At 71.2% G+C, this 23,528-nt stretch carries 22 protein-coding genes; 14 read left to right on the top strand and 8 right to left on the bottom strand.

What is annotated here, in order from left to right:
• Positions 1-53 precede the first annotated feature (53 nt).
• The 3 genes from K8638_RS41685 (at position 54) to K8638_RS41675 (ending at position 3,514) form a co-directional block, all read left to right on the top strand.
• Positions 54-824 carry a rhomboid family intramembrane serine protease gene (locus K8638_RS41685; RefSeq protein WP_223760350.1) on the top strand — a complete coding sequence of 257 codons (771 nt, stop codon included), beginning with the start codon at positions 54-56 and terminating at the stop codon, positions 822-824.
• Positions 825-985: 161 nt separating this feature from the next.
• Positions 986-2,686 carry an amidohydrolase gene (locus K8638_RS41680; RefSeq protein ID WP_223760349.1) on the top strand — a complete coding sequence of 567 codons (1,701 nt, stop codon included), beginning with the start codon at positions 986-988 and terminating at the stop codon, positions 2,684-2,686.
• A gap of 270 nt (positions 2,687-2,956) precedes the next feature.
• The gene (locus tag K8638_RS41675; RefSeq protein WP_223760348.1) at positions 2,957-3,514 is read left to right on the top strand and encodes a hypothetical protein; all 558 of its coding nucleotides are present in this window, start codon (positions 2,957-2,959) and stop codon (positions 3,512-3,514) included.
• A 45-nt stretch (positions 3,515-3,559) separates the two neighbouring features.
• Here the strand turns inward: K8638_RS41675 and K8638_RS41670 are convergent, their stop codons facing one another.
• On the bottom strand, positions 3,560-5,557 hold the full coding sequence (locus K8638_RS41670) for a hypothetical protein (protein ID WP_223760347.1): 1,998 nt from the start codon (positions 5,555-5,557) through the stop codon (positions 3,560-3,562).
• A 102-nt stretch (positions 5,558-5,659) separates the two neighbouring features.
• Here K8638_RS41670 and K8638_RS41665 point away from each other — a divergent pair, with 102 nt between their 5' ends.
• Together K8638_RS41665 and K8638_RS41660 are read left to right on the top strand one after the other, a co-directional pair.
• Positions 5,660-6,898 (top strand): DUF6068 family protein, encoded by a 1,239-nt coding sequence (locus tag K8638_RS41665; RefSeq protein WP_223760346.1) that lies wholly within the window; start codon positions 5,660-5,662, stop codon positions 6,896-6,898.
• On the top strand, positions 6,895-7,215 hold the full coding sequence (locus tag K8638_RS41660; RefSeq protein WP_223760345.1) for a DUF4286 family protein: 321 nt from the start codon (positions 6,895-6,897) through the stop codon (positions 7,213-7,215). The genes K8638_RS41665 and K8638_RS41660 overlap by 4 nt, the downstream gene beginning before the upstream one ends.
• A 39-nt stretch (positions 7,216-7,254) precedes the next feature.
• On the opposite strand, the gene K8638_RS41655 is transcribed toward K8638_RS41660, so the two are convergent.
• The 3 genes from K8638_RS41655 to K8638_RS41645 all read right to left on the bottom strand — a co-directional run bounded on the left by K8638_RS41655 (position 7,255) and on the right by K8638_RS41645 (position 9,034).
• Complete coding sequence (locus K8638_RS41655) at positions 7,255-7,821, bottom strand: GNAT family N-acetyltransferase (protein WP_223760344.1); 567 nt, start codon at positions 7,819-7,821, stop codon at positions 7,255-7,257.
• 300 nt (positions 7,822-8,121) lie between these two features.
• Positions 8,122-8,562, bottom strand: coding sequence for an organic hydroperoxide resistance protein (locus tag K8638_RS41650; protein ID WP_223760343.1), 441 nt, complete (start codon positions 8,560-8,562; stop codon positions 8,122-8,124).
• A gap of 16 nt (positions 8,563-8,578) precedes the next feature.
• Positions 8,579-9,034 carry a MarR family winged helix-turn-helix transcriptional regulator gene (locus K8638_RS41645; protein WP_223760342.1) on the bottom strand — a complete coding sequence of 152 codons (456 nt, stop codon included), beginning with the start codon at positions 9,032-9,034 and terminating at the stop codon, positions 8,579-8,581.
• Positions 9,035-9,197: 163 nt separating this feature from the next.
• Here K8638_RS41645 and K8638_RS41640 point away from each other — a divergent pair, with 163 nt between their 5' ends.
• From K8638_RS41640 to K8638_RS41630, 3 genes are all read left to right on the top strand, one after another.
• Positions 9,198-9,983: a HipA family kinase gene (locus K8638_RS41640; protein WP_223760341.1), complete on the top strand. Its 786-nt coding sequence runs from the start codon at positions 9,198-9,200 to the stop codon at positions 9,981-9,983.
• A complete protein-coding gene (locus K8638_RS41635) occupies positions 9,961-10,371 on the top strand; it encodes a DUF3037 domain-containing protein (protein WP_223760340.1) in 411 nt (136 codons plus the stop codon). Before K8638_RS41640 ends, K8638_RS41635 begins: the two co-directional genes overlap by 23 nt.
• A gap of 106 nt (positions 10,372-10,477) precedes the next feature.
• Positions 10,478-11,458 carry an endonuclease/exonuclease/phosphatase family protein gene (locus tag K8638_RS41630; RefSeq protein ID WP_223760339.1) on the top strand — a complete coding sequence of 327 codons (981 nt, stop codon included), beginning with the start codon at positions 10,478-10,480 and terminating at the stop codon, positions 11,456-11,458.
• Positions 11,459-11,477: 19 nt separating this feature from the next.
• On the opposite strand, the gene K8638_RS41625 is transcribed toward K8638_RS41630, so the two are convergent.
• On the bottom strand, positions 11,478-11,993 hold the full coding sequence (locus K8638_RS41625) for a DUF421 domain-containing protein (protein ID WP_223760338.1): 516 nt from the start codon (positions 11,991-11,993) through the stop codon (positions 11,478-11,480).
• A 67-nt stretch (positions 11,994-12,060) separates the two neighbouring features.
• Positions 12,061-12,834 (bottom strand): J domain-containing protein, encoded by a 774-nt coding sequence (locus K8638_RS41620; protein WP_223760337.1) that lies wholly within the window; start codon positions 12,832-12,834, stop codon positions 12,061-12,063.
• Between the two features lie 192 nt (positions 12,835-13,026).
• On the opposite strand from K8638_RS41620, the gene K8638_RS41615 reads away from it, so the two are divergent.
• From K8638_RS41615 to K8638_RS41590, 6 genes are all read left to right on the top strand, one after another.
• Positions 13,027-13,746 carry a PaeR7I family type II restriction endonuclease gene (locus K8638_RS41615; protein ID WP_223760336.1) on the top strand — a complete coding sequence of 240 codons (720 nt, stop codon included), beginning with the start codon at positions 13,027-13,029 and terminating at the stop codon, positions 13,744-13,746.
• Between the two features lie 24 nt (positions 13,747-13,770).
• Positions 13,771-15,462: an Eco57I restriction-modification methylase domain-containing protein gene (locus tag K8638_RS41610; protein ID WP_223760335.1), complete on the top strand. Its 1,692-nt coding sequence runs from the start codon at positions 13,771-13,773 to the stop codon at positions 15,460-15,462.
• 63 nt (positions 15,463-15,525) lie between these two features.
• The gene (locus K8638_RS41605) at positions 15,526-18,147 is read left to right on the top strand and encodes a M1 family aminopeptidase (protein WP_223760334.1); all 2,622 of its coding nucleotides are present in this window, start codon (positions 15,526-15,528) and stop codon (positions 18,145-18,147) included.
• Positions 18,148-18,345: 198 nt separating this feature from the next.
• Positions 18,346-20,292 carry a PAS domain-containing protein gene (locus tag K8638_RS41600; RefSeq protein ID WP_223760333.1) on the top strand — a complete coding sequence of 649 codons (1,947 nt, stop codon included), beginning with the start codon at positions 18,346-18,348 and terminating at the stop codon, positions 20,290-20,292.
• A 196-nt stretch (positions 20,293-20,488) separates the two neighbouring features.
• On the top strand, positions 20,489-20,662 hold the full coding sequence (locus tag K8638_RS41595; RefSeq protein WP_223760332.1) for a hypothetical protein: 174 nt from the start codon (positions 20,489-20,491) through the stop codon (positions 20,660-20,662).
• Positions 20,663-20,666: 4 nt separating this feature from the next.
• On the top strand, positions 20,667-21,758 hold the full coding sequence (locus K8638_RS41590) for a DUF3616 domain-containing protein (RefSeq protein WP_223760331.1): 1,092 nt from the start codon (positions 20,667-20,669) through the stop codon (positions 21,756-21,758).
• A gap of 33 nt (positions 21,759-21,791) precedes the next feature.
• Here K8638_RS41590 and K8638_RS41585 read toward each other — a convergent pair whose 3' ends face one another.
• Positions 21,792-22,694 carry an anti-sigma factor gene (locus tag K8638_RS41585; RefSeq protein WP_223760330.1) on the bottom strand — a complete coding sequence of 301 codons (903 nt, stop codon included), beginning with the start codon at positions 22,692-22,694 and terminating at the stop codon, positions 21,792-21,794.
• Positions 22,691-23,245 (bottom strand): RNA polymerase sigma factor, encoded by a 555-nt coding sequence (locus K8638_RS41580; protein WP_223760329.1) that lies wholly within the window; start codon positions 23,243-23,245, stop codon positions 22,691-22,693. The genes K8638_RS41585 and K8638_RS41580 overlap by 4 nt, the downstream gene beginning before the upstream one ends.
• Positions 23,246-23,528: the final 283 nt, after the last annotated feature.

Genomic DNA, 23,528 nt, shown 5'->3' with positions numbered 1-23,528 from the left:
GCATTCAATCCCGTGCCCGCCAGGGCGAGCCGTGCACATGATGGGGGCCAGCGATGATTCCCATCAGCGACGACAACCCGACCCTGCGCACCCCCGTGGTGACGTACCTGCTGCTCGGCGCCATCCTCTTCACCTGGGTGGTCATCCAGGGCGCGGGGTTCGACGCCTACAAGCTCGCGGCGAGCGTGTGCGACCTGGGCATGGTGCCCGGCGAGCTGACGGGCCGCGCACCGCTCGGGTTCATCCTGAAGATGGGGGACGGCATCGGGTGTGGCATCGACAACGAGGCCATCAACCGCCTCACCCCCATCACCTCCATGTTCCTGCATGGCGGGTGGATGCACCTCATCGGCAACTGCCTGTTCTTCTGGGTCTTCGGCAACAACGTCGAGGACAGCATGGGGCGCTTCCGCTTCCTGGTGTTCTACCTGCTGTGCGGGCTGGCCGCGGCGGGGGCGCACGTGCTGGTGGACCCGGCGTCGCCGGTGCCCACGGTGGGGGCCTCCGGCGCCATCTCCGGCATCATGGGCGCGTACCTGGTGCTCTACCCGCGCGTGCGGGTGAACATGCTGTTCGTCATCTTCATCTTCATCCACATCATCCCCGTGCCCGCCTGGGCGGTGCTGGTGTGGTGGTTCGTGGTGCAGGTCATCAGCGGCCTGCCCCAGCTCATGACGGTGGAGCAGGTGACGGGCGGCGTGGCCGTCTGGGCGCACGTGGGCGGCTTCGTGGCCGGCGTGGTGCTCATCAAGCTGTTCCAGAACCCGCGCTACACCGCGCAGCGCACGACGTGGCGGCACCGGCTGCACCCGGACCATCCGTAGACGCCCCCTCGCCTGCCCGCGTCGTGACGGCCCGCGCACGCCGCGGCGCGCCGAGGTGCCCGCCCACCGGCGGGCGCTGGCCCTCCACCACCGGGTGCGCCAGAGTGCAGCGCCGCCAGTCCCGGGGGACGGGGCGGACTTCGAGGCAGGTGCGAGACACGATGCTGCGACGACTCGGTGGACTCTTCGGTGCGGTGCTCCTTCTGACGGGCGTGGCCGGTTGCGCGAAGCGCGCGCCGGAGGCGGAGGCCGGCAAGGGCTCCACCACGGGCACCACGGTGTACGTGGCCAGGCGCGTGAGGACGCTGGATACGGACCGGCCGGTGGTGGACGCGCTCGCCGTGCGCGAGGGCAAGGTGCTGGCCACGGGCCCGAAGGACGAGGTGCTGGCCGCGGCCGGCCCGGGCGCGCGAGTGGTGGACCTGGGTGACGCCACCGTGGTGCCGGGCCTCACCGACGCGCACGGCCACCTGGCCGGGCTGGGCAGCGGGCTGGTGACGGTGAACCTGGAGGGCGCCAGCTCCAAGGCCGAGGCACTCGAGCGCGTCGCCGCCGCGCCGGAGACCGCGTACCAGGGCGAGTGGCTCATCGGCCGGGGGTGGGACCAGAACGACTGGCCGGAGAAGGCCTTCCCCTCGCGCGTGGATTTGGACGCGAAGCACCCGAAGACGCCGGTGGCGCTCAGCCGCGTGGACGGGCACGCGCTGTGGGTCAACAGCGAGGCGCTGCGGCGCGCGCGGATTGGCCGCGACACGAAGGACCCGGCCGGCGGCCGCATCCTCCGGGGCCCCGACGGCGAGCCCACCGGCGTCCTCGTCGACAACGCCATGGACCTGGTGTTCGCGGTGCTGCCGCCGCCCACGGACGCGCAGCACGAGGCGCAGCTCGCCGCGGCGCTCGCCCGCTGCGCCCAGGTGGGGCTCACCGGCGTGCACGACGCGGGCATGGACCTGCGCACCTTCCGGCTGCTCCAACGCTGGGACAGGGACGGGAAGCTGCCGCTGCGCGTCTACGCCATGGCGGACGGGCAGACGGCGGAGCGCGAGGCCTACCTGAAGGAAGGGCCCTTCCAGGGCAGGCTGCTCACGCTGCGCGCGGTGAAGCTCAGCCTCGACGGCGCGCTGGGCAGCCGCGGCGCGGCGCTGCACCAGGACTACAGCGACGAGCCCGGCCACAAGGGCCTGCTGCTGCTGTCGCCCGAGGAGTACGAGGTGCGCGTGAAGTCCTTCATGGCCCGCGGCTTCCAGGTGTGCACGCACGCCATTGGAGACCGGGCCAACACGCTGGTGCTGGACGCGCTCACCCGCGCGGCCGAGGCCACCGGGACGAAGGACGGCCGGCACCGCGTGGAGCACGCGCAGGTGCTGCGGCTGGAGGACATCGACCGGCTGGGCAGGGGCGGCTTCATCGCCAGCGTGCAGCCCACGCATGCCACCAGCGACATGCCCTGGGCGGAGGCGCGCGTGGGCCCGGAGCGCATCCGCGGCGCCTACGCGTGGCAGCGGCTGAAGGCCTCCGGCGCGGTGCTGGCCCTGGGCAGCGACTTCCCCGTGGAGCGCCCGGACGTGCTCGGCGGGCTGTACGCGGCACGCACGCGGCAGGACGCTGGCGGCAAGCCCCAGGCCGGGTGGTACCCGGACCAGCGGCTGAGCGGCCAGGAGGCGCTGGAGGGCTTCACCGTGGGCGCCGCGTACGCGGCCTTCGCGGAGGGCCAGCGCGGGCGGCTCAAGCCCGGAATGGACGCGGACTTCGTCGCGCTGTCCGTGGACCCGGTGGACGCCCCCACGGCCGAGCTCCCCGGCGCCACCGTCCGCCTGACGGTGGTGGCGGGCACCGAGGTCTTCCGCGCGCCCGCGAGGTGAACCTCGCTTCAGGTCCGGGACAGGGAAGTAGTCGGCCAGCCACACTGTAGTGATTCAGTGTGGCGGCCACACAGCTCGGAATACTCCGGGAAGGTTGCTGCCCCTAAAGACAGGTAGCCGCGACTTCCCCGCCATGCCGCAAGCTTCACTGCCAGCTATTTTCGCAGAGTTGAAGGGTGCTCTAGCATACAGAATCGCCGCCACTCTCCGGCCGGGCTACTTCAGCCCACCGGATGGCGCGGGGGGCCTCTGGCCGTGACATCTGATGCATTGTCTGGAGTTCATTACAAAGGCTTCACCGTCCAGAACCTGCTCGCCTACGTGCACGAGCGGTTCGGGGAGGAGACCGCTCGCGCGGCGGTGGAGTCGCTGACACCGCAGCTGCGGACCCATACGGACCCGCGGACGACGCTCGCCGTGGGCTGGGTGCCGGTGGAGACCTATTTCGGCATCGTCCAGCACGTGGTGAACCAGCACTTCGAGGGCAACCCCGCGGGCGCGCAGACGATTGGCTACGAGGTGACGCTGCGCGACATCCACTCCATCTTCAAGATGGTGCTGCGCTTCACCACGCCGGCCATGGTGCTGGGAATGGCGCGGCGCATGTGGCGCTCGTACTGCGACCAGGGCGAGCTGCTGCACGCGGAGGAGAACGGCACGGGCGTGCTGACGCTGCGCCAGTTCTCCTACCAGACGCCGGTGTCGCTCAACGAGCTGGCCGGTGGCTTCAAGGCCTACCTGGAGTGCTCGAGCGCGAAGAACCCCCGCGTGGAGGTCATCGCGCCCGGAGCCGACGGCTCCCTGCGCTGGCGCATCATCTCCGGTTAGGCCGGACCGGGTCGCCTGCGTTCCCCCCGCGAGCCCCCGCCGCGGCTACAGCTCCGCCGTGTAGCTGAGGGACTGGATGCGGCGGTTGAGCTCCTGCTGCGCGGCCTGCCGCTCCTTCATGAGGCGCTCCAGCTCACGGCCGATGGCCTCCAGCCGGTCCTCCTGCTCGTTGAGCTTGGCGACGAAGCGCTCCGCCAGCTCGCGCTGCGACACGCCGCTCTTCAGCGACTCGATGTTGGAGCGGATGCGCTCCTGGTCCTTGAAGAGCTGGTCCCGCTCCGCCGTCAGGCGCTGCTCGTCCTGGGACAGCGCCGCCACCCGCTCGCGGATGGCCACCACCTCGCGCAGCGCGTCCGCCACCTGCCGGTCGACGTAGCGCGACGACACGAAGTACGCCACCTCGTCCAGCCCCACGTTGGAGAGGAGGTACTGGCGCTGGCCGCGCGTGCGCTCGGACACCACCAGCTCGTCCTGCGAGGTGGCGGCCAGCTCGCGCTTGAAGCGCCAGAAGCCGTCCGTCGTCTCCGCCGGCTCCGGAGCGTCCTTCATCAGCTCCCAGCCCGTGCGCGGGTGCTCCACGTACAGCACCTGCGGCCGCGGCGCCTTGTTGCGCACCAGGTACTTCGTCTGCCGCACGTGGAAGTACTCCACCACCAGCGTGCCCCGGCTCACCACCACGCGGAACACCGGGCCGTCCTCCGTCCGGTCCTCCACCGACACCACGCACCCCAGCTCCACCGCGTACGGCACGAAGCGCTTGTCGTGCGGCTTCATGGTGTCCAGCATCGCCTCGCCCACGTAGCGCTCGTCCTCCGTCACCGTCACCGGGCCGCCCTCCAGCGTCAGGCCCGTGGTGTTCTTCAGCTCGATGCAGGCCATGGGGTTCTTCTCGCGCGTGGTCCGGTTGTAGAGGAGCACCCGCCGGCCCTCGAAGGCCTTGTGCAGAATGGGCACCAGCGCGCTCTGGTTGCGGTGCACCGTCACCGGCCGGTCCACGCCGTACTCGAAGAGGTCCCCCACCTCCTTCGTCAGCGTCGTCACCGCCACGCTCTGCTCCATGGCCTCGCGCAGCCGGGGCCCCCCGGCCGGGCCGCCGATGAGCGCCTTCTCCGCCCGGGCCCTCCGGGGCCCTCCCGGGGCCATCGAGGGCGCGGGAGGCGGAGGCGCCGCGACCGCCATGGGCGCCGCTGCCATGTCCATGGCGCCGTACCCCTCCTCCGGAATCACCGGCGCGGCGGCCGCCTCCGTCCTCACCTCCACCACCGGCCGCTTCATGTAGCGGGGGTTGTAGAGGTCGTGCACGAAGGACACCGGCAGCCCGGCGATGAGCGACAACTGGACGTCCACCCAGTCCTCGTCACCGGTGTTGTCCACCAGCGCCCAGCCCTGGAGCAGCGGGGGCTCGCCCTCGTCCAGGAGGATGCGGTAGCTCGTCTTCCATACCGGCGCCTCCAGCACGTAGCTGACGAACAGCTCGCGCTCGCCCTGGCCCGCGGTGAGGATGGCCATCCGCTTGGTGTCCTTCTTGTACGAGGACAGCACCGTGGCCAGGTAGAACTCCAGGTCCTTGCGGACCGTCTCGTCCAGGAACTCCAGCTCGGAGATTTCCAGCACGTCGAAGGTGCGCAGCGAGCCGCCCACCAGCAGCGACAGGAAGGGGCGCACCACGCTCGTCTCCCCCGCCGCCACCGCGAGGGAGTCCAGGCCGATGATGGAGCCCTCCACCTGGCCGCCGCCCACGCGCGCCCGCACCCGCGCGCCCTTGATTTGCCCCAGCAACGCCGTGAGGCTGCCGTCCTCGGGGATGCGGATGGTGGCCTCCGCCAGGAGCTGCTCCAGCGGCTTGGTGGAGTCGTAGCTCACCGCCGACACCGAGCCGCCCGACAAGTCCAGCACCGTCAGCGACTTCAGGACGTCGTTCATGTCGCGCGCCTTGAAGTCCAGGTGGAGCGTCTCGCTGCCGCTCACCTTTCCCCGGCGCTCGAAGTAGCCGACTCCATGCTTGTAGAGGACGACACGGCGGATGGGCAGGTTCGTGGGCATGAGGCGTGAAACTCCAGGATTGTTGGGAACGGCCAGTGCCACGGTGTATCAAGCCCCGCCAGGGGTCGCGCAATCCCAGGCCCCGCCACGAGGTCGCACGACATGCGAATTTCCACCGCTTCCCTCCTGTCCCGGCCCGCGCTGCTGTGCGCGGCGCTGGCCCTCGGCCCCGGCTGCAAGAGCGTGGAGCCGCAGGTCTCCCGCCCCTCCGACGGCACCACCGTGGGCCAGGACACCGGGGCCGTGTCCACGCCGGAGTCCTCCACGCCGGAGACGCCCGGGCGCGGCACGTCCCCCTGGCAGCGCGCCCGCGTGGGCGACCGGGTGACGTACGCCTTCTCCGCCAACCGCGGTGGAGGCCGCACCCAGCAGCCCACCGTCGCGGTGGCGGGCGTGGTGGCGCTGGAGGTGGTGGCGGTGGAGGCGCCCTGGGTGTGGCTCAGCCTCTCCTTCACCGGCGACTCGGGCTCGCCGCTGCCGCTGCCGGGCCTTGCACGCTCGCTGGTGGTGCCGGTGCGCTCGGACGTGACGCGGCCGCTGGACGTGCCGCGCGAGGGCGTGGAGAGCACCGAGCAGCCCACCGCCGCCGGCCGCACCTGGGAGGCGAAGCGCTACCTCAACGACCAGCGCATGGTGGACGGGCCGCTCCAGAACCGGCTGTACGCGGTGGAGCCCGGCCCGCTGTACCTCACCAACGGGCTGCTCGACGCGAGCACCACGCTGTCCGGCTTCGGCTCCGGCGGAAGCTCGCAGCTCACCCTCATGGAGGCGCGCCAGGGCAGCGGGGGCGGCACCGGCACGGTGCCCGCGCTGACGCTGCCGCTGGGCCCGGGCACCTGGTACGACGTGCGGACGGAGCCGGACGGCACGCAGTCCGTGAAGCGCACCTGCCTGGGCGCGGAGCGCGGCCATGTGCTTCGCCAGGAGGGGACTCCCGCGCAGGGCGGCGCGCCGTGCCCGGACTTCGCGCAGGCGGAGGTCCAGCCGCTGGAGGAGGCGGTGCTGGCCCTGGCGCTGGACGCGGTGGGCATGGCGAGGGAGTGGCCGCCCCGGCCGGCGGGCGCCATCTCCCCGGTGCGCGACTCGGTGGCCGTGGGTGAGCGGCAGGTGCCGGCGCTGCGGTACGACGTGGCGGAGCGCGTGGACGGCACTCCGGGGCTGCGCGCCGTGGCGTACGCCGCCGACCCGTGGGACGGCGCGCTGGCCGGGCTGGCCCACGAGACCCGCTTCCAGATGCTCAGCGAGACGCTCTACCGCACCACGCCCGCCGGCAGGCGCGAGCCCGTGGACAGCACCCGGCTGGCGGGCTGGGGCGCCTGGGTGCCGGGGGCGAAGCCGTGACGCCCGCCCTCTACACGGTGGTCATCGAGGTGGAGCCCGGCGCCGAGGAGGCGTGGAACCGCTGGCACGAGGACATCCACGTGCCCGAGGTGCTGCGCGAGCCGGGCTTCCGCTCCTGCCGCAAGTGGCGCGACACCGAGCCCGCGAAGGACGGCTGGGCGCGCTACGTGTGCCACTACGAGCTGACCGACCTGGACGCGGTGCGTCGCTACTCGGCCAGCGAGGCCGCGAAACGCCTGAGGGGGGATTCGGAGGCGCGCTTCGGCTCCGTCACCCGCCACTCCCGGCAGGTCCTCACCGAGGTGAAACGTTTCTGAAGCACCCGCGCGGGCCGCCGTGAAACGCGGCGGCCCGGCTCAGGCGGAGAGGGCCTGCGAGAGCGTCCTCAGGTACGAGGCCCTGACGGTGCTGGCTGGCGGCGGCGCCATCAGGAAGTGGCCCCGGGAGTCCGCGGGCAGGTCCAGGCGCAGGCGGAGGTGGCCCTCCAGCGCGCCGTCCTCCCGGGCGCGGAAGCCCATGGACTCCAGCACCCGGCGGGCGGTGTCGCGGCCCAGGCGGACATACGCGTCCACGTGGCGCAGGCCATCCAGGCGGACGCCGCGGCGGATGGTCTCCGCGGCGGCCCAGTGGCCCGCGCCCGACAGACGGTACGGCGCCGTCACCGCGCAGCTCAGCCGCGCGTGGCGCTCCTCGCGGCGGATGCCGGAGAGCGCGGCGAGGCCGATGATGCCGCTGCCCTTCTCCGCCACCGCGAACAGCCGCACACCCTCCGCGGCACCCCAGCGATTCACCGGCCCGGCGCCGGGCTCGGGCCGCAGCCACCCGAAGACCTCGGCGATGTCCGGGTCCTCCAGCAGCAGGCTCACCGCGCTCGAAACGGCGCTGCCCGCGACTTCAATGGGAATCAGCTGGCGCTCACGCATTGGGTTCGTCCCCCCGTCGGCGAACTCATGACTTCAAGGGACGTGCCATTATTCAAAAGCGCACTGACATCCATGAGGGTCCGTGCGGGTACTGCGCCAGGATTGCGCGTCCGGAGAACCACACCCGCGCCGCGCGCAGGATTTGCGCTGCGTGTCCGGGGCTCCACGCGTGGCCTCGGCGCCACGCGAGGCCGGCTCCGGCCAGGAGGGACGCCCCGCCGGGCCACCGCCCCACCCCGCGCGCGAGCACGACGGACCGGCCCGGGAGTGCCCGGACCCGGTCCGCGTACGGGCTTGTCACTACTCCGCGACGGAGACCTTCACGTCGATGTTGCCGCGCGTGGCGCGGGAGTACGGGCACACCTCGTGAGCGGCCTCCATCAGCTTCTGGGCCTCGTCGCGGGGCATGCCGGGGAGGATGCCCTTCAGCTCCACCGCCAGTCCGAAGCCACCGTCCGGCGTCTTGCCGATGGTGACGGAGGCGGTGATGCCCACGCCCTCGCCCAGCGTCTTCCCCTGCATGCGCGCCACCAGGCGCAGCGCGCCCTCGAAGCACGCGGAGTAGCCCGAGGCGAAGAGCGTCTCCGGGTTGGCCTTCGCGCCGCCCGGGCCGCCCATCTCCTTGGGAAGGGCGAGCTGCAGGTCGATGACGCCGTCCGCCGAGCGGACGTGGCCGGAACGGCCGCCGTGGGCGGTGGCGGTGGTGGTGTACAGCGGGGTGGTGACGGGAGTGACGGCCATGGAGTGCTCCTCGGAGTTACTTCGTGGGTTCAGGTTGGGACTTCGACAGCGTTTCGAAGAGGCGGCGGACCTCACGGCGCAGGCGCGACAGCTCCTCCAGCGACAGGCCCATCTTGCAGGCCATGGCCTCGGGAACGGACACGGCCTTGCGGCGCAGGGCCCGCCCTTGCGACGTGAGGTGGACGTGCACCGAGCGCGCGTCCTCGGTGGACCGCTCCCGCCGCACCAGGCCCTGGGTCTCCATCCGCTTCAGCAGCGGCGTGAGCGTCCCCGAGTCCAGGTACAGCCGCTCCCCCAGCTCCTTCACCGTCACCCCATCCGTCTCCCACAGCACCAGCATCACCAGGTACTGCGGGTACGTCAGTCCCAGCTTCGACAGGAGGGGCGCGTAGGCCTGGGTCATCGCCCGGGCCGCCGCGTAGAGCGGGAAGCAGAGCTGCAGGTCCAGCTTGAGCGGGTCATCCACCGGCATGGCCAATCAATAGGGCACAATTAAATTGCTCGCAATCAATTCGACGGAAGAGGGCTTCGGGCCGGACGCCCCGTTCCGGGGCGCGCCGCGCCGTGGTACAGGGCGGCGCGCGCGCACACGGCCTTTCAGGGAGGCCCGGGCCGCGCGAGGACGGGAGAGCTGGATGCCGAGGACGGTCATCGCCACGCGCTACGTGACACCGCTGCGCGAGGGCGGCTCGCTGCCCGCCATCATCGAGGCGGACGACGCGGGGCTGTATGTCGTGAAGTTCCGGGGCGCGGGCCAGGGCGCCAAGGCGCTCATCGCGGAGCTCATCGCCGGGGAGCTGGCGCGGGCGGTGGGCCTGCGCGTGCCGGAGCTGGTGCTGGTGGAGCTGGACCCGGCGTTGGGCCGCAACGAGCCGGACTCGGAGATTCGCGAGCTGCTCAAGGCGAGCGCGGGCCTCAACCTGGGGCTGGACTACCTGCCGGGCTCGGTGACGTTCGACCCGCTGGCCGGTCCCTTCCCGAGCGTCGAGGTGGCCTCGGCCATCGTCGGCTTCGACGCGTACATCACCAACGTGGACCGTACGCCGAAGAACCCCAACATGCTGAGCTGGCACCGGGAGCTGTGGCTCATCGACCACGGGGCGGCGCTCTACTTCCACCACTCGTGGGAGGACTGGGAAGCGCGCAGCCAGAGCCGCTTCGGCCCCATCAAGGACCATGTGCTGCTGCCGTGGGCCAGCGCGCTGGCGGCGCAGGAGGCCCTGCTGCGCGAGCGCCTCACCCCGGAGGTGGTGGAGCGCACCGTCGCCGCCATTCCCGAGGCGTGGCTGACCTCCGTGGAGTCCCCCTTCCCCACCGCCAACGCGCACCGGGCGGCGTACGTCAGCTGGCTGAACAAGCGCGTGGAAGCGCTGCCAGCGTTCCTCGAGGAGGCGGCCCGTGCCCGCGCCCAGCTCGTTTGACTACGCCATCATCCGCGTCGTGCCCCGCGTGGAGCGCGAGGAGTTCATCAACGCGGGCGTCGTCCTCTTCTGCACCACGCAGCGCTTCCTCGGCGCACGCGTGGAGCTGGACGAGGCGCGGCTGAAGGCGCTCGCGCCGGACGTGGACCTGGAGGCCGTGCGCGGCCACCTGGAGAGCTTCCGCCGCGTCTGCGAGGGCGGGAAGGACTCCGGGCCCATTGGCCGCCTGCCGCAGAAGGAGCGGTGGCACTGGCTGGTGGCCCCGCGCAGCACCATCATCCAGACGGGCCCGGTGCACTCGGGCCTGTGCCAGGGCCCCAGCCCCGAGCCGGGGCAGGCGCTGGAGCACCTGCTGGACACGGTGGTGCGCGTGAAGCGGCCCGCGTAGGGCCGGGGAGGGGGCGGGCGGACAGGCGGCCGGGTGTCCGGAAAACGCGGCATGCCCCACGGGGACACGGCATCGCGGGTCGGAGGTTGGTAATTTCAATGGGGGAATGAGCGACTCCGCTTTGCGAATCGTCACGTACAACGTCCGCTACTTCGGCCACATGCTGCGCGGCCTCGCGAGCACGGTGGGGCCCAAGCGCCGGGTGGCCGCCGCGCTGTCCGCGCTGGACCCGCTGCCGGACATCGTCTGCCTCCAGGAAGTGGAGACGTCGTCCCTGCGCAGCACCATCGCCCACCGGCCCAGGCAGCCGGGCGAGACGCAGCTCGCGGCCTTCATGGGACGCATGGAGGAGACCTTCGGCGCCCAGGCGCGGGACATGCCCTACGAGGCGTTCTACTTCCGCGCCCACCACTACAAGCTGGCCGAGGTGTCGCTCTACACCACCGGGCTGGCGGTGCTCGTCAACACCCGCACCGTCGAGGTGGACACGCACAACGTGGACGCGCCGCAGCAAATCACCCACCACCACGTGCAGCGGATGAAGGACCGGAAGCAGAGCCGCATCTGCGCGCACATGCACCTGCGGCGGCGCTCGGATGGGCGGGCCTTCCACATCTTCAACACGCACCTCAGCCTGCCCACGCCGTTCGCGAAGGAGTTCTGGGCGACGAAGGACAAGATGGGCCGCGGCGTCAACCAGCTCCACGAGGCGCGCAAGCTGGCGGAGTTCATGCGCTCCCTCTCGGGCGACGAGCCCTACATCGTCTGCGGGGACTTCAACTCGCCGCCGTCCTCTCCCGTGTTCAGCTACCTCACCGGCGACGCGTGCCTCACCTGCGCCCAGGCCGCCGTGGGGCAGATAGACCCGAGCGTGTCGCGCGGCTTCCCCACCGCCGGCTTCATGCACATGCGCATGCACCTGGACCACATGTTCTCCAGCCCCGGCGTGCGCTGGCTGGACGCCGAGGAGACCCGGCCCTTCGGCGACACCACCAGCCGCTTCCACGGGCTGTCCGACCACATGCCCATCATCGCGCGCTTCACGCTGGACGCCGCGCCCGGTGCGGCCGTGCCCTCGGTGGGCTGAAGGCGCCCGCCGCGGCGGCTCACTGGAGGGCGGTGCCCTCGCCGCCCTCCTTCTTCATCATGAAGGTCACCTTCCCGTCCGGCTCCAGGTAGGCCAGGCGCACCCTGCGGAGGGACTCGGTGCCGTGCTCGCGCAGGCGGCTGAGGAGCTCCTCGCGGGACATCAGGCACCTGCGCAGGTTGGCCTCGTTGACGCGGCCCTCGCGCACCAGCTCCACCGGCCGGCCCTCCAGCACCACCGCCGCCTTGTGGCTGCGCATGGCCAGCCACGAGAAGAGCCGGTCCCACGCCGCCAGCGTGCCCAGCCCGATGAAGGCAGCGGAGAGGCTGTCGTCGTCCGCCACGATGGTCTTCCGCAGGCAGACGGAGATGATGAGCAGCAGGACGATGTCGAAGGTGGAGGAGCGCGCGAACTCCTTGCGTCCGGACAGCCGCAGCACGACCTGCGCGAAGAGGTAGACCGCGGTGGCGCGGAACACCACCTCGAAGGGGTTGAGCTCCGGCGTCCAGAGTCCCTGCCAGTCAAAAGGCGCCATGGCACCAAGTTGCGCACGGCACAGCGGGCCACGGAGGGCCCGGCCGGGGAGCGGGCGGGCGGGCGCCTCACCCCTGCCTCGTGAGCGCCTGCTCCACCACCTCCCAGGCCTCCAGGATTTCACGCGTGCGGCGCTCGGCCAGGGCGTGGAACTCGGGCGCGAGGTGCGCCACCTTGTCCGGGTGGTACTGCGCCACGAGCGCCCGGAAGGCCCGGCGCGCTTCGTCCAGCGGCGTGTCCCGGGTGATGCCCAGCAGCGCCCAGGCATCCCTGGCCTCGGAGGGAGGCACGGGGGCAGGTGGCGGCACCCGCGTGCCCCGCGGTGGCGTGGCATCGTCGTCCGGAGCCCACGTGCCCGTACTGGCGGGACGGCGGGGCGGGCGGGGCGCGGCTTCCGGACGGCGCTGGCCGGGACGGCGCGCCGGGTCCGGCGGAGGCACGCGCGGGGTGAGGCGGCTGAGCGCTTCCTGGAGGAACCAGAGGTCCTCCGCCGGAGTGCCGTGCTTGCGCACCACCACGCGCGGGCGGCCATCCTCCAGCAGCAGGTAGCCCGAGGCGGCGGCGTAGGCGTCATCCCGGCTGTCCGGGTAGAGCCGGTCGCCGAGGTCTCCGAGCGGGTCCCTCCACATGCCCTCGACGGTGCCCTCGTCGGCCACCAGCACCTGCGAAAGCACGCCGCCGTACAGGCGCTCCAGCGTTGCGAAGGGCTCGCGCGCCTGCGGCGGCCGCATGGCCGGGCCGTGCCGCACGCCCGTCACGAGCAACAGCCCCCGCGTCCCGTCCACCTGGGTGAAGAGCGCCTCACGCACCTGCCTGTCTGAGAAGAAGAGGACGGACTGCACGGTGGAACACAGCCTAACCGCGAGCAGTGGGGACGCGCGCGCACGCTGCGTGTGGAGGAGAACCTCAACGAATCAGGGCAGCGGTTCCCCTCCTGCTCGAGAAGTCGCGCCCCTCCCGAATCCACAGGAAAATCCAGAAAGCTCCCCACCCACTGCCGCCTCCAAACACGAGGCGTCCAGAGACTTCGCCCCATGAGTAAAGTGCCGCCGAATCATACCTCCCTGACCCGAGATGCAGTCGCCCAGTACTGGAGCACCCTGGAACTTCAGGGAAGCAAGCAGCGCTCAGGGGATGCTGACCGAGGGAAGCGGGCAGCGGTCACGGGCGGTAAGCAGATGAACGGGTTCTGCAGACTCGTTCAGCACCTCCTCCTTGAGAACGGGATCACGGACGAGGACATCCACATCGAGCGAACCCTGGAGTTGCCGGGCTACTTCCGGCCCACCAAGAAATGGGACATGGTCGTCGTCCACAAGAAGAAGCTGATTGCCGCACTGGAGTTCAAGTCCATGGCGGGCTCCTTCGGCAACAACTTCAACAACCGCGCGGAGGAGGCCATTGGTACAGGTGCGGACATGCGGCTCGCCATCAAGAAGGGGGTATTCGGTCGCGGAGCTCGCCCTTGGATTGGCTGGCTGATGCTCCTGGAGGAAAGCGAGGACTCCATGCGGCCTGCCCAAATCAAGGAGCCTCACTTTCCCGCACTGCCGGACTTCCAGGGCAAGTCCATCGCGGGTCGCTTCGAGGCACTCCTGCGGAAGCTCGTGAGCGAGGGGCTCTTCGATTCATCCGCGCTGCTCATGTGCACGCGCGATGGAGGTCAGAGGGGTCTGTACACTGAGCCTGTCAAGGACCTGGGCATGGGGCAGTTCCTCTCCTCCCTGGCGGGTCATATCCGCAAATCCCTCTGAGAGAGACGCAGGCAAGAGACCGACATGCAACTGCAGATGGACCTACCCACATCGTTCGGGCGAACCGCCTACCAGTACGGAGAGCGCTCCTCCGGGGAAACGCACGGGGTCGTCCTGACGAAGCCCCACATCGTGGAGCTCATCCTGGACCTGGTGGGATACACCCCGGAACGCTCCCTCGCCTCGCTGCGCCTGCTGGAACCCGCGGCGGGAACCGGTGCGTTCCTGGTCCCAGCGGTTCGAAGGCTCCTGGCCTCTGCTCGGCGCGAATCGGTCAAGCCCTCCGAACTGGACAAGGCCATCACGACCTATGACGTCGACCCCACACACGTCGACGCCACGCGCTCGGCACTCCGCAAGGTTCTTCTGGAGCATGACGTCCCGGGCAGGACCGCGAACCGTCTGGCCGAGCACTGGGTGCGCGAAGGTGACTTCCTGCTCACCCCCGAGAAGCCCTTCGACTTCGTCGTCGGAAATCCCCCGTACATCCGAATCGAGCAACTAGCGCCGGACCTCCAGGCAGAGTACCGGCGCCGCTACAGCTCACTGTTCGACCGCGCGGACCTCTATGTCGCGTTCATCGAACGCGGGCTCGACCTGCTCAAGCCGACCGGAACCCTCTCGTTCATCTGCGCGGACCGGTGGATCCTCAACAAGTACGGGGCTCCATTGCGCAAGAAGCTCGCGGACAACTTCCGGATGCACGTCTACATCGACCTGCACCGCGCATCGCCGTTCGAGTCGGAAGTCATCGCCTATCCGTCCATCTTCGCCATCAGCCCTGGGAAGACCGAGCGGGTGGTCGTCGCCAGCATGGCGAGCGCCGCGCCTGATGAGTGCCTGAGCATCCAGCGTCACTTGTCGCAGCAACAGCCCGTGCACCACCCTGGAGTCTCTCTCTCCACCTATGATTCGTGGTTCCAGGGAGATGAACCCTGGGTGCTCAGCTCTCCCGAGCACCTGGAATTGCTCCGCTCGCTGGAGGCCCGCTTCCAGCCCATTGAAGCCGACGGAATGACCAAGGTCCGAATCGGCGTGGCCACGGGTAGCGACAAGGTCTTCATCGTACCGAAGGGTGTGGACATCGAGCCCGACCGGCTTGTGCCACTGGTCAAACGAGAGGACATCGAGAACGGGCGCATCCGCGATGCCCAGCGCTATGTCATCAACGCCTTCGAAACCGACGGTCGTCTCGTAGACCTCAAGCAGTACCCGCGCCTCGCACGTTACTTCCGCACCCATGAGGACGCATTGCGCAAGCGTCACGTGGCACAGAACAAGACGACGGGTTGGTTCCGCACCATTGACCGCGTCTATCCGGAACTGGTTCCCGTCCCCAAGCTGCTGGTGCCGGATATCGCGGGCTCCAACGAAGTGGTTTTCGAGGAGGGGCACTACCATCCGCACCACAACCTGTACTTCGTCACGTCCACGGCCTGGGACATGGAGGTGCTGGGTGGGCTGTTGAGTTCGAGGGTCGCGCTCTTCTTCATCTGGTCCTACGCCGTGAAGATGCGAGGTGGATACCTGCGATTCCAGGCGCAGTACCTCCGCCGCATCCGCCTGCCGCACCCCGAAGACCTGCCCAAGAAGCTGACAGGTGCCCTACGAACGGCCTTCCGCCAGCGGGACTTCGCGAAGCTGGATGAGTTGGCCCTGGCGGCCTACGGATTGAGAACGCTGCCCAGGTTCGACTTCGTTGATACCCGACGCTAGACCACACTTTTGTGCGCTGTGACTCGACGGTGGCGCGGGCTTGCGGAAGAGTCTTCACTGCTTATGCGCTGCTGCCACCGCCACGCCGCTGAGTCCATCCCGCCTTCCGACCCACACCCCTTCTCGCTCCCCGGCGCCACCGAGCACTACGCCGCCGAGCGCCCCGTCCGCGCCGAGCACGTCCGCCTCGAGCTGGACCTCGACTTCGACCGGAAGCGCCTCTCCGGCGTCTGCACCACCCGCGTCTCCGCCGTCCGCCCCGTCTCCACCGTCACCTTCGATGCCGTGGACCTCGACGTCTCCCAGGTCCTCGTCGAGGGACAATCCACGCGCTTCTCCAACTCCGGCGCCCACGTCCGCGTCGAGCTGCCCGCGCCGCTGTCCCCCGGCCACGCCTGCGAGGTGGCCATCCACTACGCGTGCCACCCCCGCCGCGGCCTCTACTTCTGGGGCCCCGACGCCGGCTACCCCGACCGCCCCCGCCAGGCCTGGACGCAGGGCCAGGACATCGACGCGCGCGCGTGGTTCCCCAGCCTGGACACCCCCGCCCAGAAGGCCACGTCCGAGGTCATCGCCACCTTCCCCGCGGAGATGACCGCCCTCTCCAACGGCGTCCTCGTCAGCGACCGCACCGACGGCACCCGCCGCACCCAGCACTTCCGGATGGAGCAGCCCCACGCCCCCTACCTCGTCACCCTCGCCGTGGGCGAGTTCGAGGAGGCCACCGACTCCGCCGGCACCGTCCCCCTGCGCTACCTCTTCCCCAGGGGCCGCCGCGAGGACGCCCTGCGCTGCGTGGGCCGCACCCCGGAGATGGTGCGCGTCTTCCAGGAGCTCACCGGCGAGCCCTTCCCCTGGAGCGGCTACGCCCAGGTCTTCCTCACCGAGTTCATCCTCGGCGGCATGGAGAACACCACCGCCACCAGCCTCACCGACTCCGTCCTCCACGACGCGCGCGCCCAGCCGGACTACACCGCCGAGCCCCTCGTCTCCCACGAGCTGGCCCACCAGTGGTTCGGCGACCTCGTCACCTGCCGCGACTGGCCCCACGGCTGGCTCAACGAGGGCTTCGCCACCTGGTGCGAGGTGCTCTGGAAGGAGCGCGCCGACGGACAGGACGAGGCGGACCAGCACCGCGTCGTCCAGCTCGAGGGCTACCTGGGCGAGGTGCGCGAGCGCTATGCCCGCCCCATCGTCGCGCGCCGCTTCCACGCGCCCATGGACGTCTTCGACCGGCACCTCTATGAAAAAGGCGGCCTCGTCCTCCACGAGCTGCGCCGCCGCCTGGGGGACGCGCTCTTCTTCCGCGGCCTGCGCCACTACGTGGCCCGCCACCGCCACGGCTCCGTGGAGACGGTGGACCTGGCCCGCGCCATCGAGGAGTCCACCGGCCACAACCTGGACGCCTTCTTCGACCAGTACGTCTTCGCCCCCGGCCACCCGGAGCTCAAGGTGGAGGTGCGCTACGAGGCCGAGGACGCCCGCCTGCGCATCAAGGTCCGCCAGACGCAGCGCACCGACGGCGGCACGCCCGTCTTCCGCCTGCCGCTCGACGTCTCCGTCACCGCCGACGGGCTGGACACGCTCCACCGCCTGGAGGTGACGGACGCCGAGCACGCCTTCCTCCTGCCCTGCCCCACCGCGCCCACGCAGGTGCGCGTGGACCCGCGCCGCGACGTGCTCGGCACGCTGGACGTGGACAAGGCCGCGGGCCTCTGGCTGGAGGAGCTGCGCGCCGCGCCGGAGTCCCGCGCCCGCACCGAGGCCGCCGTGGCCCTGGGCAAACACGGAGGCATGCGCGCCGTGGAGGCGCTGGGCGACGCGCTCGCGGATGCCCGCCTCTTCTGGGGCACCCGCGCCGCGTGCGCGAAGTCCCTCGGACGCCTCCGCACGCCCGAGGCGCGCGCGCGCCTGCTCGCCGCGCTCACCACCGAGCACCCCCGCGTGCGCCGCGCCGTGGTGGCGGCGCTGGGGGAGTTCCGCCGCGACGCGGACGTCACCGCCCGCCTGCGCGCGCTCGTCGAGGCCGGGGATACCAGCTACTTCGTGGAGGCCGAGGCCGCGCGCAGCTACGGCAAGGTGCGCGCCCCGGACGCGGTGGCCGTGCTGGAGGCCGCCACCACCCGGCCCTCCTTCCAGGACGTCATCGCCGTGGGCGCCATGGACGGGCTCGCCGAGTCGCAGGACCCCGCCGCCTTCCCCATCGCCGTGGCGCGCACCGCGTATGGCCAGCCTCGCCTCCTCCGCCGCGCCGCCACCCATGCCGTGGCGAAGCTGGCCGAGGTGGCCGGCCGCAAGCGCGAGGCCGTGGACCTGCTCGCGGAGCTGCTGAGGGACCCGCTCTTCCGCGTGCAGATGGGCGTGTTCGAGGCGGGACGCGCGCTCGGTGACCGGCGGCTCATCCCCGCCCTGGAGGGCACGCCGCTGGAGGACCCGCGCGCCCGCCGCGCCGCCCGCGAGACGATACGCGCCCTGCGTGAGGGCGAGCCCCAGGCCCGCGAGGTGGCCGCGCTGCGCGAGGAGCTGGACCGCCTCAAGGAGGAGACCCGCGCGCTGCGCGAGCGGCTGGAAGGACTCACGCTGGGAAGCGGGGCCCCCAAGCCTCCGCGCACGCGAGCCGCGGGCCGCGCGAAGCCCACGGCGCGGAAGAAGCCGGCGCGGGGACGGACGGGGAGCAAGCGCTAGCAGGGCGCCCGCCCTCCCGCCCGCCTCGCGGACTGACCAGTCTCATCAGCCGGCCGCATGGCGGGAGGCGCGACGCGCGACGTCAATGGCTACTTGTATGGAAAGGGGACACGCCCGCCGCGCCTCGCATTGCGGGCGCCAGGGCCCCAAGTCCCAGCCCACCGGCCAGGCAGGTGCGGAGCGGGCGCAGGGGAGCGCATGGCCGACGCCACAAATGAGCTCAGTGCGTGGCTGGATGCCGCCGTGGACCCATTCGTGGCCTGCGACGCCCATGAGCACATCTGCATCCTCAACAGCGCCGCCGAGCGGTTGTTCGGCTGGAAGCGGGAGGAGCTGAAGGGCCAGCACGTCTCCTGCATCTTCCCCCAGCGCCTGAGGGAGTATGCCGGGAAGAGCCTGCTGCGCTACCTGCTGTCGCGCAGGGACTCGCTGGGAGGCCGGGCCATCCGCGTGCTCGCGCGCCGCAAGGACGGCGTGGAGGTCCTCGTGGAGCTGACGGTGGGCTCCAGCGGGCAGGGCGAGAAGGAGCGCATCGTCATCAACTTCCGGCGCCTGCACGAGGTCATCGACACCGTGCACGAGCCGGTGGAGCACGCCGCGCGCCAGGTGAAGCCGGCCCCCGGCGGGGGCAGCACCAACGGCGACTCCCTCTACCGCGTCCTGGTGGAGAACGCGCCGCTGGGCATCTTCCACTTCGACACCACCCCCGTCGTCACCGCCTGCAACGACAGGTTCGTGCGCATCATCGGTTCGCCCAAGCGCATCCTGGTGGGCCTCAACCTGCTCAGCCTCCGTGACGAGCACATCCAACACTGCGTGCGAGAGACGCTCGCCGGACGCCCCGCCGACTATGAGGGGGAGTACCGCTCCGTCACGGTGGACAAGCGGACCCCGGTGCACGTGCGCTTCACCCCCATCCGCGACAGCTCCGGCCGCGTGGAGGGCGGAGTGGGAATCGTCGAGGACATCACCGAGCGGCGCCGCACCGAGCGCGAGCGCGACGAGAGCCTTGCCCAGCTCGCCACCCTGTTCCGCACCGCCCCCATCGGCCTGGGCTTCCTCGACACGGACCTGCGCTACGTGCGCGTCAACGACGTGCTGGCCGGCCTCAACGGCAGGCCCCCGGAGGCGCACGTCGGCCGTCACCCGCGCGAGGTGCTGGGCCCCACCGGCGCGGCGGTGGAGCAGGCCATGCGGCGCGTGCTGGAGTCGGGCGAGCCGCTGGAGAAGCGCGAGGCCACCTCCGCGGAGCTGGGCATACCCGGCCCCCTGCGCCACATGGCCGGCAGCTTCTATCCCGTGCGCGCGCCGGACGGCCGCATCCTCGGCGTCGGGGTGCTGATTGAGGACATCACCGACCGCAGGCGCGCCGAGGAGGAGCGCGGACGCCTGTACCGCGAGGCCCAGGAGGCCATCCGCGTGCGCGACGACTTCCTGTCCATCGCCTCGCACGAGCTGAAGACGCCGCTCACCCCGCTCAGCCTCCGGCTGGCCACGCTGGAGCGCCGGCTGGAACGCGGCGAGCACGTGGACCCGTCCACCCTGCGCCACGCCCGCCAGCACCTCTTGCGCATCACCGGCCTCATCAACGACTTGCTGGACGCCTCGCGAATCGAAGCGGGCCGGCTCGCGCTGCACCCGGAGACGACACGGCTGGACGACCTGGTGGAGCATGTCCTCCAGTCCATGGAGGTCCACCGCGGTGGCCACACCCTCCACTTCGAGCGTCCCTCTCAGCCCGTGCTGGTGCGGGCCGACCCGTACCGGCTGGAGCAGGTCATCTCCAACCTGGTGGAGAACGCGTTCAAGTACAGCCCGGACGGCGGCATCATCCGCGTGGCGCTGCGCACGCGCGGCGAGATGGCGCTGCTGTCGGTGACGGACCCGGGCATCGGCATTCCCCCGGACCAGCAGAAGCTCCTCTTCGACCGCTACTTCCGCGCGCGCAACGTGTCCTCGCGCTCGTACGGCGGGCTGGGGCTCGGGCTCTACATCAGCCGCGACATCGTCGAGCGCCATGGCGGCCGCATCTGGGTGGAGAGCGAGGTGGGCCGCGGCTCGACCTTCCACGTCGCGCTGCCCCTCTTGAAGGGAGCCACCGCGGAGCCGCCCGTGGAGCAGCAGGGACAGCAGCACGTACACTGAAGCTCCGCCACCCACGGGTTCGCAAGAAGTACAGGCCCGCCTGTCCTCCACTGGCCAATGGGACGGGGCAAGCGACGGGAATCACACGCTTCGTGGGCCGGCCAACAGAGAAAGCGACTGGATTTTCACGCTCCGGGCGCTGGCACGCCGGGTGCTCCATTTCCGGGTGGGAGGATGACCCCAAAGGATGGAGACCATGACGACGGACACGCCCGCATGGACCCGAGACAATGAAGGCTGGGTCGTCCGCGTGAGGATGGGCGGACGCATCCAGGAGGTCCGCTGCACCAGCGAGAGCCAGGCGCGCTACATCGCCGCGGTGCTGGCCATGAACCCGCCGAAGCCCGCGAACCCGCGGCTGCGAAACTAGGCGCATGGAGACGCCCCAGCTCCTCGGACGCCTGCTGCTGAAGTTCGACGCGGACGCCGCCGCGGTGCCGGAGGATTTGTCCGCCGCCGCACGCGCGCCGGATGGCGGCGTCTGGGTGGCGTCGGACGAGCACGGCGTGCTGCACCGGCTCAGCCCCGAGGAGCCCCGCGTCTTCTCCCACCAGCAGCGCCATGACGTGGCGGCGCGGCTGGGGGTGAAGGGTGGCGAGGAGATGGACATCGAGGCGCTGGACATCCAGGACGGCCACCTGTGGCTCGTCGGCTCGCACAGCGCCGTGCGCAAGAAGCCCAAGGGCAAGCGCGTGGAGAAGGACCTGGCCCGGCTGGCCACCGTGGAGCACCAGCCCGCGCGCTTCATGCTGGCGCGCCTGCCGCTGCCCGCCACGGAGGAGCAGGGCGGGCCGGAGAAGGCCTCACGGAGGGGCGCGGCGAAGCTGGAGCCGTCGGGCTCCGGCGGCAGCACGCTGGTGGAGTTGCTGCGGAGCGACGAGCACCTGGGCCCCTTCCTCGTGCCGGCCGGCAAGGGCGCTCCGCCCGGGGCGCTGGCCATTCCCAGCAAGGACAACGGCCTGGACATCGAGGGGCTGGCGGTGGACGGCGACCGCGTCTTCCTGGGGCTGCGAGGCCCGGTGCTGCGCGGCTGGGCGGTGCTGCTGGAGATGGAGGTGGTGGACACCGGCGGCGGCTTCCTCGAGCCGAAGCGCAGGAAGAAGAACGGCTGGTACCGCAAGCACTTCCTCGACCTGGACGGGCTGGGCATCCGCGAGCTGAGCCGGTACGGGGACGACCTGCTCATCCTCGCCGGGCCCACGCTGCCGCTGGACGGCACCATCCGCCTCTACCGGCTGCGCGGCGGGCTGCGCCTCACCGAGGATTCCCTCCACAGGCAGGCTCCGGGAGACCTGGAGCCCCTCTTCGACGTCCCCCGCACGGAGAAGACGGACCACGCGGAGGGCCTGTCCCTGTTCTCCTACTTCGAGCAGGACGACTCCGTCCTCATCGTCTACGACTCACCCTCGCCGCAGCGGCGCTACGGGCCGTGCGGCGTGCTGGCGGACGTGTTCCGGCTGTTCTGAGCGGGACGGGACGACGGCTTCCCGCCCGTGTCCCTAGCGCCCTTGCGGCCCGCGGCGCAGCGCCGCGGCGCGCTCCCGAGCCTCCTCGGCCCAGCCCGGCTCGCGCAGCGCCGCCACCGCGTCGAACGCCTCGGCCGCCGCCGCGTCCCGGCCCAGCTCGCGAAGCACCAGCGCCCGATTCCACAGCGCCTGCGGGTGCCGGGGCTGCTTCTCCAGCACGCCGTCCAGCAGGGTGAGGGCCTCCTCCAGCGCGCCCGCCGACATCGCCACCACCGCGCGGTCGCTGTCCACGTCCGGCGAGGCCGGCGCGCGCCGGAGGTACTCCGCCGCCCGCTCCCGCTCGCCGCGCAGCAGGTGCCCCGTGGCGAGCCCGTGGAGGTCCCCCGCCTCCTCCAGCTTCGCCAGCTCCCGCAACGGCACCAGCTCCTTCGGGCGTTCCTCACCCGAGCGCATCACGGCGTATGGCCGGTGCGCGCTGGCGCCGGACCAGCTCAGCCGCGCCTCGAGGGAGCGCGTGGGGGCCAGGGCCAGGACCTCCGCGCCGGTGTCCGGCACATTCCCGGGCGAGCGAACCACCACCACGGCGAGCACCGCGGCGAGCGAGCCGGCCAACAGGGCGGCGGCCACCCGGCTGCGCCGGTGGCTCCATGCCGGGCGAAAGGAGCGCGAATCCGCGGCGTCCCGGCGCGGCTCCGGCGCGTGCGCGCGCCGCGAGGGCGGAGCCAGTGTCACCGGACCGGGCTGCTCCGCCTCCAGCTCCGCCAGCCGCCCGCCGAGCGCCTGTAGCTGGAGGATGTCATCCAGGTCCGCCTGGCACTGCTCGCAGGTGGCGAGGTGCGCGCGGAAGGCGTCCGCCTCCTCCGGGGACAGCTCGCCGTCCGCGAAGGCATGCACCTGGTCGTGGATGTCGAGGTCCCTGGGCTCGTGCGCGCTCATGAGACCTCCTCTCCCGGGGGCTGGGGCATCAGCAGTTCCTTGAGCCGGCGGCGCGCGCGGATGAGGCGCGTGCCCACCGTGGCCTTGGGAATCCCCAGGCGCTCGGAGATTTCGATGTACGAGCGGCCCTCCAACGAGTGCATCCGGTACACCGCGCGGAACTCCTCCGGGAGCTTCTCCAGCGCCTCGCGGAGCTGCTCCGGGGTGATGGACGCCCACGCGGGAGCGGCCTCGGCCTCCGGGGCGGCGATGCGCTCTTCCAGGTCCTCGGCGGACACGTCCGCGCGGCGCTCGCGCGCGTGGGAGCGGCACCGGTCGATGAATCGGTGATGGAGGATGGTGAGCAGCCACGCGCGCCCATCCGTCCCGGGACGGTACCGGGCCAGGTTGCGAAGACCGCGCTCGAAGGTTTCCTGGACCAGGTCCCGCGCGTCGGCGGCGTTGCCGCACAGGCGCAGGGCGGTGGCGTGCAGCGCCGCCTCATGCTCCCGGGCGAATGCCGCGAACCACCGGCTGTCCAGGGTTGGCGATGACTGGGGCCTGCTATCCACTCGGTGTGCAGGCTGGACTGTCCGGTCCTGGCCAGTCAAGCCCCGCGTCCGGGAAAGGCCGGAGAACAGGACGGATGGTTGCAGGGCGAAAGCATTCATGGCGGTCGCCCCTCTCAACGGCGCACCCCGCCCATCTTCCCGGGGAATTTTCCGGCGGATTTTTCCGCCCTGACCGAGCGCCCCCGGACGGGCGGGCGCCCGCCCTCCTAGGAGCGTGTTGCTGTAACGGGCAAGGAGCGAGGTAAAGGGCTCCCTGCTGCACCTGGGCCGCCCGTCCCTCCGC

This window comes from Myxococcus sp. RHSTA-1-4, assembly GCF_020037125.1.
In the GTDB taxonomy this organism is placed as follows: domain Bacteria; phylum Myxococcota; class Myxococcia; order Myxococcales; family Myxococcaceae; genus Myxococcus.
Note: the sequence above shows the minus strand (reverse complement) of the source record. Positions and strands in the feature narration are given on the sequence as shown.

Coding starts and splice junctions, on each gene's coding strand:
- K8638_RS41685 (WP_223760350.1), top strand. CDS start 54: ATGATTCCCATCAGCGACGACAACCCGACCCTGCGCACCCCCGTGGTG.
- K8638_RS41680 (WP_223760349.1), top strand. CDS start 986: ATGCTGCGACGACTCGGTGGACTCTTCGGTGCGGTGCTCCTTCTGACG.
- K8638_RS41670 (WP_223760347.1), bottom strand. CDS start 5,557: ATGCCCACGAACCTGCCCATCCGCCGTGTCGTCCTCTACAAGCATGGA.
- K8638_RS41665 (WP_223760346.1), top strand. CDS start 5,660: ATGCGAATTTCCACCGCTTCCCTCCTGTCCCGGCCCGCGCTGCTGTGC.
- K8638_RS41655 (WP_223760344.1), bottom strand. CDS start 7,821: ATGCGTGAGCGCCAGCTGATTCCCATTGAAGTCGCGGGCAGCGCCGTT.
- K8638_RS41650 (WP_223760343.1), bottom strand. CDS start 8,562: ATGGCCGTCACTCCCGTCACCACCCCGCTGTACACCACCACCGCCACC.
- K8638_RS41645 (WP_223760342.1), bottom strand. CDS start 9,034: ATGCCGGTGGATGACCCGCTCAAGCTGGACCTGCAGCTCTGCTTCCCG.
- K8638_RS41640 (WP_223760341.1), top strand. CDS start 9,198: ATGCCGAGGACGGTCATCGCCACGCGCTACGTGACACCGCTGCGCGAG.
- K8638_RS41630 (WP_223760339.1), top strand. CDS start 10,478: ATGAGCGACTCCGCTTTGCGAATCGTCACGTACAACGTCCGCTACTTC.
- K8638_RS41625 (WP_223760338.1), bottom strand. CDS start 11,993: ATGGCGCCTTTTGACTGGCAGGGACTCTGGACGCCGGAGCTCAACCCC.
- K8638_RS41615 (WP_223760336.1), top strand. CDS start 13,027: ATGAGTAAAGTGCCGCCGAATCATACCTCCCTGACCCGAGATGCAGTC.
- K8638_RS41610 (WP_223760335.1), top strand. CDS start 13,771: ATGCAACTGCAGATGGACCTACCCACATCGTTCGGGCGAACCGCCTAC.
- K8638_RS41605 (WP_223760334.1), top strand. CDS start 15,526: ATGCGCTGCTGCCACCGCCACGCCGCTGAGTCCATCCCGCCTTCCGAC.
- K8638_RS41600 (WP_223760333.1), top strand. CDS start 18,346: ATGGCCGACGCCACAAATGAGCTCAGTGCGTGGCTGGATGCCGCCGTG.
- K8638_RS41595 (WP_223760332.1), top strand. CDS start 20,489: ATGACGACGGACACGCCCGCATGGACCCGAGACAATGAAGGCTGGGTC.
- K8638_RS41590 (WP_223760331.1), top strand. CDS start 20,667: ATGGAGACGCCCCAGCTCCTCGGACGCCTGCTGCTGAAGTTCGACGCG.
- K8638_RS41585 (WP_223760330.1), bottom strand. CDS start 22,694: ATGAGCGCGCACGAGCCCAGGGACCTCGACATCCACGACCAGGTGCAT.